We start from the raw sequence: 14,187 nt of genomic DNA, 5'->3' as shown, positions 1-14,187 counted from the left end.
GCCGTCGCGATCAGAAGGTTTCCCAATCGCCGTTGGCGTCGTCGGTGCCCGTGCGTGCCGCCGGGGCCGCCGATGCGGGCGCCGGACGACGCAGCGGTGCAGCGGCCGGTGCCGGTGCGGCCTTCGGGGCAGGGGCAGGTGCCGCAGCCTTCTTGACCGGCGGGCGGGCCACAGCGCGCGGTGCCGGGGCCGCCGATACCGGGATGGCCGCGAGTGCCGGGGCGGCGTGAGCCACCGCAGCCTGACCCGCTTCCAGACGGAACACCGAGACAACCGACTTCAGACGGTTGGCCTGCTCTTCGAGCGAACCCGCCGCGGCCGCCGCTTCTTCCACGAGCGCCGCGTTCTGTTGCGTGACTTCGTCCATCTGCGTGACGGCGCGGTTGACCTGCTCGATACCGCCCGACTGCTCGGCAGACGCCGCCGAAATCTCGCCCATGATGTCGGTCACGCGCTTCACGGCTTGCACGATCTCTTCCATCGTCTGGCCGGCCTGCTCGACGAGTGCCGAACCGTCCTGCACCTTATGGGCCGAGTCTTCGATCAGTTCCTTGATTTCCTTGGCGGCTGCGGCGCTGCGCTGTGCCAGCGTGCGCACTTCGCCTGCGACCACGGCGAAGCCGCGGCCTTGTTCGCCTGCGCGCGCGGCTTCCACCGCGGCGTTCAGTGCCAGGATGTTGGTCTGGAATGCGATGCCGTCGATCACGCTGATGATGTCGACGATCTTGCTGGAGCTCGTGGAGATGCCCTGCATCGTGCCGACCACCTTGCCCACGACGTCGCCGCCGCGTGCGGCGATATCCGACGCGTTCACCGCGAGCTGACTCGCTTGACGCGCGTTATCGGCGTTCTGCTTGACGGTGGCGGTGAGCTGCTCCATCGACGAGGCGGTTTCTTCCAGCGAAGCGGCCTGCTGTTCGGTACGGGCCGACAGGTCGGTGTTGCCTGCGGCGATCTGCTGCGCGGCCGAGGTGATCGATTCGGTACCCGAGCGCACTTCGGCAACCGTGCGCACGAGGCTGTCCTGCATGTGCTTCACGCCCTTGAACAGACGCCCGGTTTCGGTGTCGTTCCACACTTCGATGCGTTGGGTGAGGTCGCCGCCAGCGATCTTCTCGAAGTGTTTGATGGCGTCGTCGATCGGACCGACGATGGCGCGCGTGAGCGTGATCTGCGTAATCAGGCCAACCACCAGACCCACGAGCAGACCGATGCCGACCATCCACATCACCAGCGTGTAGCGGTTCTGCGCATATTCGTAACGATCGGCGGCATTTTTGACTTGAAGGTCAGCCAGCGTCGTCATCGCCTTGGTGTAGTCGCCGAACAAGCGCGGCACGTCCATCACGGTCTTGGCATGGAAGTCGGGAATATCGCCCGATTCGATCGCTTTCAGCGCGGGCAGTATGCCTTCGTTGACGACCTTGCTGCGGGAAGCGAGCGCCGCGTCGGCCAGCGGCTTTTCCCCGTCGCTCATCGGCAGCGCGGCGTAGGCAGCCCACGCGTCGTCGGCCTTCTTGAGGTTGTTGCGCACGCCCTCGATGGCCGTTTTGATTTCACTCGGATCGGCGATGAACTCGATGCGCGCCAGCGTCACGCGGGCAGAGAGCGTGGCGATCGTGGTCTGCGCAAGGGCACGCGACGACGCCATGTCGTTCGTGTACACCTCCTGCAACGACGCATTGCTTTGCCGCAGGGACAACAGCCCCACAGCGGCGCCGACGACCAGCAGCACCATAAAGAGTCCAAGCGCCAGCGTCAGCCGCGCCCGGATGGTGACATTTTTAAACATAACGACCTCTACCCCGTGAAGACCGGCTTGACGCCGGCGTACCCATCCCAATCACCGAAACGTTCAAAATTCTTCCCAATCGCCCGCATCGCTCGTGCCCCCGGCGGGCGCTGCCCCCGGTGCGGCCTTGCCGCGACGCGCCGCCAGTTGCAAGACCTGCGCATCTTCTTGTGCGCTCGTGGCAGCAGCGGGTGCCGGTGCTGCCGCCGTTTGCGGACGACGTGTGGCCGTGCGCGCAGCGCCGCCACCGGCGCTTGCGCGTGCGGTTGCGGCACCAGCGGCGTTGCTTGCGGTACTTGCTGAAGCTTTCGGCGCGCTGGCCGTGGCGGCCACAGCCACCGACGCGGCGGCTTGGCGAACGGCGGGCGCGGCAGCGCGTGTGAGCGCTGCGCTACGCGCGTCGCCAGCCTTGAAGGCGTCACCGACACGGAACACGGAAACGGCGTCGCGCAGGCGATGCGCCTGCTCTTCGAGCGAGCCCGCCGCAGCGGCCGCTTCTTCGACCAACGCCGCGTTCTGCTGCGTGACTTCGTCCATCTGCGACACAGCGCGATTGACCTGTTCGATGCCGCTCGACTGTTCGGCAGACGCCGCCGAAATTTCACCCATGATGTCGGTCACGCGCTGCACGGCCTGCACGATTTCGTCCATCGTCTTACCGGCTTGCGAGACGAGCGCCGAGCCATTCTCGACACGGCCCACCGAGTCTTCGATCAGCACTTTGATTTCTTTCGCCGCCGACGCACTGCGCTGTGCCAGCGTGCGCACTTCGCCCGCCACCACCGCAAAGCCGCGGCCTTGCTCGCCTGCGCGCGCAGCTTCCACGGCAGCATTCAATGCAAGGATGTTGGTCTGGAAGGCGATGCCTTCGATCACGCTGATGATGTCGACGATCTTGTGCGAGCTCGACGAGATGCCCTGCATCGTGTCGACCACATTGCCGACCACCTGACCGCCGCGCGCCGCGATTTCCGAAGCGTTCACAGCCAGCGCGCTCGCCTGCTTGGCGTTGTCGGCGTTTTGCTTCACCGTCGCGGTGAGCTCTTCCATCGACGACGCCGTCTGTTCGAGCGATGCGGCTTGTTGTTCCGTACGCGCCGACAAGTCGGTGTTGCCCGCCGCAATCTCGCGCGACGCCACGTTGATCGACTCGATGCCCTCACGCACGTCGGAGACGATCGACAGCAAGCTGTTCTTCATGACCGTCAGGCCGAACAGCAACTGACCGATCTCGTCGCGCCCGGTGCCTTCGGCCTTGCCGGTCAGGTCGCCCGCCGCAATCTGCTTGGACATCGACAACGCGACGCGCAGCGGATGGTTGATCGCGCGGCGCAAAATGCTGCCGAGCACGAACAACACGATGATGCCGCCGATGACGGCCACCGCCGTGAGCGTGCGTACGATGGTGTGTTCGCGCTGGCCCTGTTGGTACAACTCGGTGGCCTGCGTGAGTTCCAGACGCGTGAGCACGTTCAGTTCGTCGCGCATCGGACCATAGGCCGGTTTCACCTTCTCGAGATACGTTTGCTGAGCGCCTTCCGCCGAGCCGACCTTGAGCATTTCGACGGTCTGCTGCAAGCCGTCGGTCGTGAAGCGCTGGCGAATCACGTTAAAGCGTTCGGCCTGCGCCTGCGTGGCCGGATCGACCGACTTCATGTAGCTCGCCCACTGACGATTGATGTCGTCGAGGCTCGCGGCAATCTCGTCGCCCGCACGCTTCATGGCGTCGAGGTTCGGGTTGCCGATGGCTTCGGCCACAAGCAACACGTCGCGGTCGAGCTTCTGCCCGATCGTGCCGAGGGTGCCCACGGGCACCATGCCGTTCTGATACACCTGAAGCAGCTTGGCGTTGCTGCTCGACATGCCCCACAAGCCTAGACCGCCCACCGCGGCGAGCAGAATGGCGCCGAGCACGATGATGCCGGTCAGGCGCGCACGCAGCGTGTCGATGCGGACCTTGCGCACGAGTGCAGCAATGCCACCCCGTTCGACCATGCCGCCGCGAATGCGCAGATTGCCCGCTTGGCCGTTACGGAAGCGCGCGTAGATCGCCTCGGCTTGCGCCGTCGCACCGGCCGCCGGGCGCACGCGCACCGACGTGTAACCCACGACAGCGTCGTTCTCGAGCGTCGGCGTGACGGTGGCCAGCACCCAGTAGAAGTCGCCGTTTTTGCGGCGGTTCTTCACGAGGCCCGTCCACGTGTCGCCGCGCTTGATCGTGTCCCACAGGTCGCCGAATGCTTCGGGCGGCATGTCGGGATGGCGCACGATGTTGTGCGGCGCGCCCAGCAGTTCGTCACGCGAATAACCGCTCACCTCGACGAAGGCGGGGTTCGCATACGTGATCCGCCCCTTCAGATCCGTTCGAGAGATCAGGTACTGATGCTCGCCGATGACGAATTCGTTTTGGGTGACGGGCTGGTTATCGCGCACGTGCTCGGTCTCCGTAGACTTCGGGTGAGTGGGTTATGTCTGTGGGTATCGCTGCGGGTGTCTCTGCCCGTCTATTACCGTTTTGTCGTTTAGCTCGCCAGGCGCTCGATGAGCGCCATGTCGTCGCTGGTCATCAGCTTCTCGATGTCCATCAAGATCAGCATGCGGCCTTCGACCGTGCCCAGACCTGTGATGTATTCGGTCGCCAGTTGTGCGCCGAACTCGGGGGCCGGCTTAATTTCGCCGCGTGCCAGGGTCAGCACGTCGGACACGCCGTCCACCACCATGCCGACCACGCGACCCGCGACGTTCAGAATGATCACGACCGTCTGCGTGTCGTACTCGACGCGGCCCAGACGGAACTTGATACGCATGTCGACGATCGGCACGATGATGCCGCGCAGGTTGATCACGCCCTTGATGAAGTCGGGCGCGTTGGCAATGCGCGTGACGGCGTCGTAGCCGCGAATTTCCTGCACCTTCAGGATGTCGATGCCGTATTCCTCTTCACCGAGCGTGAAGACCAGAAATTCCTGGCCGTCGCCCTCGGTCTGCATGGCGCCGCCCTGGCGCGACATGGCATGCTCTTGCGAAAGCTTTTCCATCTGACGACTCTCCGACTTCAGTTGAAGATGGTGGCCGACGCCGAACGCTGGCCGCGCTGAAGCGCCGCCACGTCCACGATCAAAGCCACACTGCCGTCACCCATGATGGTGGCGGCAGAAATACCGTGAATACGGCGGTAATTGGTTTCGAGGTTCTTCACCACGACCTGCTGCTGGCCCACCAGCTCGTCGACGAGCAACGCGAAGCGGCGGCCCTCGGCTTGCAGAATCACGATAATTCCCTGCGTCGGATCGAACCGTGCCTCGGGCACGTCGAACGCGCGATACAACTCCACGAGCGGCAGATACTCGCCGCGCACCAGCACGACTTGCCCCTCGCCGGTCACCGCGCGAATGTCGTCGCGGCGCGGTTGCAGCGACTCCATCACGAAGTTCAGCGGCAGGATGAAGATCTCCGTGCCGACCTTGACGGACATGCCGTCGAGAATCGCCAGCGTGAGCGGCAACACAATGCGGATGGTGGTGCCCTTGCCGCGCGTGGACAGAATCTCCACGTGGCCGCCCATCTGCTGGATGTTTCGCTTGACCACGTCCATACCCACGCCACGGCCCGACACGTCGGTCACGGCTTCGGCGGTCGAGAAGCCCGGCGCGAAAATCAGTTGCCAGACTTCCTCGTCCGGCATCGAGTCGGACACGTTCATGCCCTGCTGCTGCGCCTTGGCGAGAATCTTCTCGCGGCGCAGACCGGCACCGTCGTCGCTCACTTCGATCACGATGTTGCCGCCCTGATGCGCAGCGGAGAGCACGAGCTGGCCCACCGGATCTTTGCCCGAAGCAAGACGCGCTTCCGACGTTTCGATGCCGTGGTCGAGGCTGTTGCGTACCAAGTGCGTGAGCGGATCGATGATGCGCTCGATCAGGCTCTTGTCGAGTTCGGTCGCCTGACCGAACGTGACCAGTTCGATCTGCTTGCCGAGCTTGGTGGCGAGGTCGCGCACCAGGCGGGGGAAGCGCGAGAACACGTAGTCCATCGGCATCATGCGAATGGACATGACCGCTTCTTGCAGGTCGCGCGCGTTGCGCTCCAACTGGCCCATGCCGTTGAAGAGGCGGTCGTGCAGCATCGGGTCGAGGCTGCTGGCGGTTTGCGCGAGCATGGCCTGCGTAATCACCAGTTCGCCCACCAGATTGATGAGCTGGTCGACCTTTTCCACACCCACGCGAATCGAGCTGTTTTCATGCCCGGCAGCGCCACCCGCGGCGGGTGCGGCTGCGCGCTTTTCCGGCGGATGCGTGCCGTTGCCGCCATTGCCAGCGCCCGCATGGGCGACCGGGGCCGGGGGCACGACGATCTGTTCGGCAGCCGGCGCAGCGACGGGCGCAGCCGCCGGGACTTCGATCTGGGCCGGTGCCGCAGCCGCGACGGGAGCCGGTTCGAAGAGTTCGACGGCGGGGTGTGCGACCGGTGCGGCGACCGGGGCCGGTGCGCTCGCGGCAGCAGCAGCAGCAGCGGCATCCTGCACGTCGATCTGCGACGGTTCGATCACGAAGCAGCACACGGCGAGAATGTCGTCGGCGCCGCACGTCGTGTCGAGCCACAGGTGCAAAGCATTGTCTGCGGAATGACGTCCAGCCACGTGCCCCAGATTGCCCAACTCTTCGGCAAGCAGGGTCTGGTCCTTCTCGCTCACGCCGGTGAGCGTGACCTTCAGACGGGTCTGCCCCGGTGCAACCGGGCTCGTCGGGGCGCCGCTGGCATCGGGTGCGGCTTCCGGGGCGGCGGCCGGGGCGGCAGCGGGTGCCGCCGCAGCAACGGGCGCTGCCGGTGCAGCCGCAGGCGGGGCTTCGCCGTTTTCTTCGGCCGCCAGGCGCTGGAGCACCGCGCAGATGCGCGTCATCGCCTCGACATCGGGTTCACTGGAGGCGCGGTAGGCATTCAACTGTTGATGCAACACGTCTTTGGTTTCCAGGAAGGTGTCGACCATCTCGGTGCGCAACTGCAACTCGCCGCGACGCGCGCGATCGAGCAGGTTTTCCAGCAGGTGAGTGGTCTCGGTGAGCGCGGTGAAGCCGAACGTCGCGGCGCCGCCCTTGATCGAGTGCGCGGCGCGAAAAATCGCGTTGAGCTGCTCGTTGTCCGGTGCGCTCACGTCGAGCGCCAGCAGGAGGTGCTCCATCTCAGCGAGCAACTCTTCCGCTTCATCGAAAAAGGTCTGGTAGAACTGGGTGATATCCACCGGTGTGCCTCGTCCTAACTTGGTTGTGCCGTCGACGCCATCAACATCTTCATGCGCCCGCGCCGACGAGCGAGCCCACCACGTCGACCAGTGCCTCGGGGTCGACCGGCTTGATCAGCCAGCCGCTTGCCCCGGCGTCACGGGCCGCCGTCTTGTACGTGCCGTCGACTTCGGTGGTGAGCACCAGAATCGGCGTTTGTGCAAACGCATCGAGCTCACGCAGGGCACGAATGAGCGACAGCCCGTCCATGCCGGGCATGTGCTGATCGGTCAGCACCAGATCGAAAGTCGCGTTCGATGCCAGCGCCAACGCCTCTTGACCGTCACGCGCGGTGGTCACGGCGTAGCCGGCTTCATCGAGCGTGGCGGCCAGAATCTGACGCATCGACGCGGAATCGTCGACCGCGAGAATCGTGTTGCGTGATGCCTGCATGCGTCTCCTCTTCTTATCGGTTATCTGGCTGCGGTCCCGGCAGCGCCGGGAACAGCCGGGGCCGCGGGCGGTGCCGGCGGCGACGGTACGCCCGGGGGCAGCGCGCCACCGTTGATCGCTGCGTTCAGCGCATCGACGCCGCCGCGCGCGTTCGTTGCATCGACCGTCGGCTGGTCTGCCTCGTGCTTCACGCTGGCTTCGGCACGGCGGTTGAGCACGATGATGCTGATACGTCGGTTAATCGGGTTGTACGCGTCGTCGCGATCGAGCGGCACCGTCGAGGACAGCCCCACCACGCGCAACACCTTCTCGCCGTCGAGCCCGCCCGCGATCAACTCGCGCCGCGAGGCATTTGCACGGTCGGCCGACAGTTCCCAGTTGCTATAGCTCTTGTCGCCCTGCGCGTACAACGTCGCGTCGGTGTGACCCGACAAGCTGATGCGGTTGGGCACGTCGTTGAGCGACTTACCGATCTCGCGCAGGATGTCGCGCATATACGGCTGCACCTGCGCGCTCGCGTTGGCGAACATCGGCCGGTTCTGATCGTCGACGATCTGGATGCGCAGGCCTTCGGTCGTCACGTCGATCAGCAACTGTTTTCGGAATTGCCGGAGCGTCGGGTTATTCTCGATCGCCTTCTCGATGCGCGCCTTGAGTTCGCGCAAACGCTGTGCATCGGCGCGCTCGGCCAGCTCGGTGGTCGTGGCTTGGCGCGACTTGACCTGATCGCCACGCGACTTTTGGCCGTCGGTGCGCGTCGTGTCGGTGCCGCCGCCGGGAATCACGCCGCTGTTGTCCGCCGCGTTACGCCCGCCCGTGAGGGCCACTTTGAGCGGCGTGCGGAAATACTCGGCGATGCCCGTCAATTCTTTGCTGCTCACTGAACTGAGCAGCCACATCAGCAGGAAGAACGCCATCATGGCCGTCATGAAGTCGGCGTAAGCAATCTTCCACGCACCGCCATGGTGGCCGTGCCCGCCGGCTTTGCGGCGCTTGACGATAATGGGCCGCTCTTCTTTCTCGCTCATTGCTGCCGCCCGTCAACGTGCCTTGACCTGACGCACGTGCTCTTCGAGCTCGGCGAACGACGGCCGCACCGTGGAGTACAGCACCTTGCGGCCAAACTCGACCGACAGGGCCGGTGCGTAACCATTCAGGCTCGCCAGCAGCGTGACCTTGATGCACTCGTACAGCTTGACCGACTCGTTGATGCGGTGCTCGATGAGCTGCGCGAGCGGCGAGATGAAACCGTACGCCAGCAAAATACCGAGGAAGGTACCCACGAGGGCCTGTGCAATCAGTGCGCCCAGCACGGCCGGCGGCTGGTCGGCCGATGCCATGGTGTGCACCACGCCCATCACGGCGGCCACAATGCCGAACGCCGGCATCGCGTCGCCGGTCTTTTGCAAGCAGTGGGCAGGCACTTCGCCTTCGTGGCGGTACGTTTCGATTTCGTGATCCATCAGGTTCTCGATCTCGAACGCGTTCATGTTGCCGCTGACCATCAGGCGCAGATAGTCGGTGAGGAATTCCATGATGCGCGGCTCGCCCAGGATGCGCGGGTACTGCGAGAACACCGGGCTCGACGCCGGGTCTTCCACATCTCCTTCGATGGCGAGCATGCCGTCTTTACGTGCCTTGGCCAGCAGCACGTACAGCAGCGCCATGAGCTCCATGTAGAGCTCTTTGGTGTATTTCGAGCCTTTGAACAGCATCGGCAGCGCCTTCATCGTCGCCTTGATCGCCTTGCTGTTGTTGCCCACCACAAACGAGCCGACGCCCGCGCCACCGATGATCAGCAGCTCGGTCGGCTGAAACAGCGCGCCCAAGTGACCTCCGCCGATGACGAAACCGCCAAAGACCGAGGCAAGAACGATGATGTAACCAATGACGACAAGCACTGCCGGATACCTCTCGCAAAAATACGTCTACGGAAAAATGTCCTTCCTGTTCAGAGGGCTTAACGGCAGACACGCAGGGAAACTGTAGGGGGTGCGACCTCGTGACGATGACGCGGGTTATGCAGCGAGCGGCGAAATGTCCGTGCCATCCGGACCAGGCAAGGCTGCCGGGGCAACGGCGTCGGCCGGAGCCAGATCGGCGGCGTGCGCATGTTTTGCTTTCCGCGTCTTACCGGCACGCGACGGCGGTGCACACAGTCCGCAAACATACTGACCGTGCGGCTCGTGCGCATGCGTGACGAAATGGCCGCCGCAGCGCGTGCACGGGGTCATTTGCAGCATCTTGCTGTCGAAGAAACGAACCAGCGTCCAGGCGCGGGTAAACCCAAGCACCGCTTCCCAGCCATGCAGTTCGACGTGCTCGAGATAGAGACGGTAGGCCTTGACGATGGCCTCGATGCCCTGGCAGCCGCCGTGATGCACGAGGTGCCGGTAGATGTTGTGGAAAAGCGACGAGTGGATGTTCGGCAGCCAGGTCACGAACCAGTCGGTCGAGAACGGCAGCATGCCCTTGGGCGGCGAGGCGCCTTTGAGCTCCTTGTAGAGCTTGATCAGACGATCGCGGCTAAGGCTCGTTTCCGCCTCCAGCAACTGGAGTCGGGCGCCGAGTTCGATCAGTTCGATGGCCAGCTGAATTTCACGGGCCTCGAGGACGACGCTTTTGGTACGCATATGCAGGCTTCCTGGCAGGTGACGCGGCGCGCTACCCCCGGGCAGCGCGCGAATTACATCGCGTACTTAGCCGATCTGCTCGACGGGTTGCCCCGCGAGCAGAATCGATGCGTGCGACTGCTGCATACCCACGTCCTTCGCACCGTGCGTCAGGGTCGAGAGGATTACGTGGTCGTCAAAGCGAAATCGGCACAGAAGCTGGTTCGACCCCGCGAATTTGACGAGTTGTGCCAAGGTGAGACTGCCGAGCACGTCGGCCAGTTGGTCGCTGATGCCAAGGCGGAACATCGCCGCGGCACGGTCCTCGCGAATCAGGCGCTGGGCCAGTACGAGGTAGGAGAGATTCAACTCACGAATCTCATTGAGTGTTTCGCTGTTTCGCATGCGGCCCCCCGGCGCAATGGATGATCTGGCGGTACTACTGCAATTTCCCTCGCATTGTGGATAAAGGCGAAAGATAAAGAAATCGGAGAAAAACTACATGAAGGGGCAAGAAAAGCGGAAGTTTTTTGTAGGAGTTTTTCCTACATGCGGGGCGCGAGCGGCCCCTGCGATGCATTCGGGGGGAATGATCGGGTGTGAAAAGACGCAGACTTCACAGGTGTGTCACGAAGCTGCGCTCTACTACTCATCTGTATTTCGGCGCTGGCGCGCCGAACTTTAGCCATCTTTGCAAAAAATTTTGGGGGGCTTTTGCAGAGCGGCTGGATCGTACTTTGCCGACCGGTTTCACGCTGGAACAGTGCAATTACAAAGTGTTACAGGTGTAGTAACACTTTCCGAATTCCAGGTTTGGAAGGAAAGCTCGGGCAAAGTTCCCGAGCATCGGCCCGACGATCAGGCTTTGCCCGGTGTGGGCGGCAGCGCCGCCGGTCCCGCGCGGCGAATCAAAACGGTGTGGAAACACCACGACAACACGCCGCACACGGCAATCACGGCCGCCATCGGCACCGCCGAGCGGGCGTGCAGCATCCCCACTGCCGCGCCAGCGCTCGCCGCTGCGAGGAACTGCAAAGCGCCCAATAGCGCCGATGCCGCACCCGCCCGTTGGTGCTGGCGGTTGAGTGCTTCGGCCACTGCATTCGGCTGCGAGAAGCCAAGGCTGGCCACATAAGCGAAGAGCGGCACCATCAAGCCCATCAGCCCACCGAGCTTCAGACTCGCTACGGCCAGCAGCACCAACCCAAGGATGGCGACCAGATTGTTGGTACGGCGCAACACGTCGGCCGGACGGCGTTTGCGCAGCAAGTGCGCGTTGATCTGCGAACCGAAGATGATGCCGCACGCATTCAGGCCGAACAGCCAGCCATAATTCGCCGGGTCGACGCCGTACAGATTGATGAAGACGAACGGCGAGCCCGTGATGTACGCGAACATGCCCGCCTGCGCCACGCCACCGGCCAGTGCGTTCCCCATGAACTCGCGGTCGCGCACAAGCACGCCGTAGTTGTGCCAAGCGGTGGCAAGCCAGTGACGGGCCTGTTTGGCCGCGTGGCGGGTCTCGGGCAGCCAGTACACGGCCATGGCAAAGCAGATGGCACCGAAGACCGTCAGGCCCCAGAAAATCCAGCGCCAGCCGGCGAACATCAGCACCTGACCACCGACGAGCGGCGCAAGAATCGGCGCGGCGCCCATGATGAGCGTCATGCGCGAGAGCACACGGGCGACGGTGTTCGTGTCGAACAGATCGCGCGCCATGGCGCGGGCGATCACGAAACAGGCGCAACCGCCCACCGCCTGGATGAAGCGGCAGACGATCAGCGTTTCAATATTGGGAGCGAGAGCACAGCCCGCCGACGCGAGTGTGTAGAGTGCGAGCCCGGCGTAGAGCGGGCGCTTGCGCCCGAACCGGTCAGCGAGCGGCCCGTGCAGCAGTTGCCCGAGGCCCAGCCCGATGAAGAACGATGCCAGCGTGAACTGCGCCGCCGCATCCGTTGTGTTCAGTTCCCGGGCGATGCTGGGCAACGCCGGCAGATACATGTCGATCGACAACGAGCCGATGGCCGACAGAATGCCGAGAACGAAAACAGTACGGAGATAGTTGGTGGCGGGCATGACAGGCACCTAGGGTAATCCCGAATCATACGTGATTGTCCAGGTGCCCGCCGGGAGCGGCCCGATCAGGCCGTTTTTTCCTCGCTCAGTCCCAGAGACTCGACCATCTGTTCGCGCATGATGAATTTCTGCACCTTGCCCGTCACGGTCATCGGCATATCGTCGACGAAACGAATATAACGCGGGACTTTGTAGTGGGCGATCTGATCCTTGCAGAACTCGCGGATGTCGTCTTCCGTAGCGCTTTGTCCCGGCTTCAGTACGATCCACGCGCAGACTTCCTCGCCGTATTTCGGATCGGGAACACCGAACACCTGTACCGCCTGAATCTTCGGGTGTCGGAACAAGAACTCCTCGATTTCGCGCGGGTAGATGTTCTCGCCGCCGCGAATGAGCATGTCCTTCACTCGGCCGACGATGTTGCAATAGCCGTCCTCGTCGATCGTCGCGAGGTCGCCCGTGTGCATCCAGCCATCGCGGATCGCGTCGCGTGTGCGCGGCTCGTCATCCCAATAGCCCTGCATGACCGAGTAGCCCTTCGTGCACAGCTCGCCCTTCTCGCCCACCGGCACGATCTCGCCAGCAGCATCCACCAGTTTCACTTCGAGGTGTGGTTGGACACGGCCCACGGTACTCACGCGTTTTTCCAGCGGGTCGGTGGTCGTGGTCTGGAACGACACCGGGCTGGTTTCCGTCATGCCGTACGCGATCGTCACTTCGCCCATGTGCATCTGGCTGATCACACGCTTCATCGTTTCGATCGGACACGGCGATCCGGCCATGATGCCGGTGCGCAGCGTATCGAAGTGGTAATTGCCGAAGTCCGGATGATCGAGCTGCGCAATGAACATCGTCGGCACGCCGTGCAACGCAGTGCAGCTTTCTTCCGACACGGCCGCCATGGTCGCCTTCGGGTCAAATGCTTCGCCCGGGAACACCATCGTCGCGCCCGTCGACACGCACGCCAACACGGCCAGCACCATGCCGAAGCAGTGATAGAACGGCACCGGAATGCACAGGCTGTCGTGCTCGGAGAACTTCATCGCCATTGCGATAAAGCGCGCGTTATTGACGATGTTGTGGTGCGTGAGCGTCGCGCCCTTCGGGTTGCCGGTGGTGCCGCTTGTGAACTGAATGTTGATCGCGTCGTGGCAATCGAGCGCGTCGGAGATGGCACGCAGTTCGTCGAGGCTGGCGTCGGCGCCAAGCGTCACGACGTCGCTGAAATTCATCATCCCCGGCGTGATGCCCGTGCCCATGCGAATGATCGTGGTCAGCGTGGGCAACTTCTCGGACTTCAGCATGCCCGGTTTGCTGTTCGCCAGTTCGGGGGCGAGCACGTTGAGCATGTCGAGATAGCGTGACGACTTGAACGACTCCGCGGCGACCAGCGCTTTACAGCCGACTTTGTTGATCGCGTATTCGAGTTCTGCCAGCCGGTAGGCCGGGTTGATGTTCACGAGCACGAGCCCAACGCGCGCGGTCGCAAACTGCGTGACGAGCCATTCGACACGGTTCGGCGACCAGATGCCGACGCGGTCTCCCTTCTTCAGCCCCAACGCAATCAGCCCGGCAGCGAAAGTGTCGACGTGAGCGATGAATTCGCGCCACGTCCAATCCACCGCCTGCTCACGAAACACCACCGCCTGACGCTCAGGAAACGTCGAAGCGGTCTCGGCGAGCAGACCGAACACCGTGAGCGATGAGAGCGGCACCGTCGTGTCGCCCTTCACATACGACAACCCGTTACGTGGGACTACGCCTGCAACTTCCCGGCTTTCCATGCTTTTGTCTCCTGATACTGAAGCCATGCTGAAATAGCGAAATGCTGTCGCGCCCGGCACTACTGTCGACTGGTCTTTACAACAATAGCGCGTCACGCTGCGTTGACGTTTACGTTAACGTAAATCGAGTGACGTAACGAGTGGGGATGGCCCTGAGAAAGTGCGATGGATTGATGCGCGTCACGACATGGTGGTGTCACACAGGTCGTGGCGATAGTTGATGCGCGCGTAGGAAAAACAAAAGCTCCACG

General features: G+C 63.3%; 11 protein-coding genes. All 11 read right to left on the bottom strand.

What is annotated here, in order from left to right:
• Positions 1-10: 10 nt before the first annotated feature.
• On the bottom strand, positions 11-1,792 hold the full coding sequence (locus ACPWR9_RS05600) for a methyl-accepting chemotaxis protein (protein ID WP_426296119.1): 1,782 nt from the start codon (positions 1,790-1,792) through the stop codon (positions 11-13).
• Positions 1,793-1,855: 63 nt separating this feature from the next.
• Positions 1,856-4,225: a methyl-accepting chemotaxis protein gene (locus ACPWR9_RS05595; protein ID WP_426296120.1), complete on the bottom strand. Its 2,370-nt coding sequence runs from the start codon at positions 4,223-4,225 to the stop codon at positions 1,856-1,858.
• Between the two features lie 89 nt (positions 4,226-4,314).
• Complete coding sequence (locus ACPWR9_RS05590; RefSeq protein ID WP_058376573.1) at positions 4,315-4,830, bottom strand: chemotaxis protein CheW; 516 nt, start codon at positions 4,828-4,830, stop codon at positions 4,315-4,317.
• Positions 4,831-4,847: 17 nt separating this feature from the next.
• Entirely contained in the window at positions 4,848-7,031 is a 2,184-nt protein-coding gene (gene cheA / locus ACPWR9_RS05585) for a chemotaxis protein CheA (protein WP_426296121.1), read from the bottom strand.
• 49 nt (positions 7,032-7,080) lie between these two features.
• Positions 7,081-7,464: a response regulator gene (locus ACPWR9_RS05580; protein WP_426296122.1), complete on the bottom strand. Its 384-nt coding sequence runs from the start codon at positions 7,462-7,464 to the stop codon at positions 7,081-7,083.
• Positions 7,465-7,484: 20 nt separating this feature from the next.
• Positions 7,485-8,492, bottom strand: coding sequence for a flagellar motor protein MotB (gene motB / locus ACPWR9_RS05575; RefSeq protein WP_426296123.1), 1,008 nt, complete (start codon positions 8,490-8,492; stop codon positions 7,485-7,487).
• A gap of 12 nt (positions 8,493-8,504) precedes the next feature.
• Positions 8,505-9,365 carry a flagellar motor stator protein MotA gene (gene motA, locus ACPWR9_RS05570; RefSeq protein ID WP_023598342.1) on the bottom strand — a complete coding sequence of 287 codons (861 nt, stop codon included), beginning with the start codon at positions 9,363-9,365 and terminating at the stop codon, positions 8,505-8,507.
• A 117-nt stretch (positions 9,366-9,482) separates the two neighbouring features.
• On the bottom strand, positions 9,483-10,097 hold the full coding sequence (flhC, locus tag ACPWR9_RS05565) for a flagellar transcriptional regulator FlhC (RefSeq protein ID WP_150679395.1): 615 nt from the start codon (positions 10,095-10,097) through the stop codon (positions 9,483-9,485).
• Positions 10,098-10,163: 66 nt separating this feature from the next.
• On the bottom strand, positions 10,164-10,481 hold the full coding sequence (gene flhD / locus ACPWR9_RS05560; RefSeq protein WP_010807753.1) for a flagellar transcriptional regulator FlhD: 318 nt from the start codon (positions 10,479-10,481) through the stop codon (positions 10,164-10,166).
• A gap of 453 nt (positions 10,482-10,934) precedes the next feature.
• Complete coding sequence (locus tag ACPWR9_RS05555; RefSeq protein WP_426296124.1) at positions 10,935-12,152, bottom strand: Bcr/CflA family multidrug efflux MFS transporter; 1,218 nt, start codon at positions 12,150-12,152, stop codon at positions 10,935-10,937.
• Between the two features lie 65 nt (positions 12,153-12,217).
• Entirely contained in the window at positions 12,218-13,936 is a 1,719-nt protein-coding gene (locus tag ACPWR9_RS05550) for an AMP-binding protein (protein WP_426296125.1), read from the bottom strand.
• Positions 13,937-14,187 lie beyond the last annotated feature (251 nt).

Source organism: Pandoraea pneumonica (genome assembly GCF_049918595.1).
Taxonomy (GTDB): Bacteria; Pseudomonadota; Gammaproteobacteria; order Burkholderiales; family Burkholderiaceae; genus Pandoraea; species Pandoraea pneumonica_A.
Note: the sequence above shows the minus strand (reverse complement) of the source record. Positions and strands in the feature narration are given on the sequence as shown.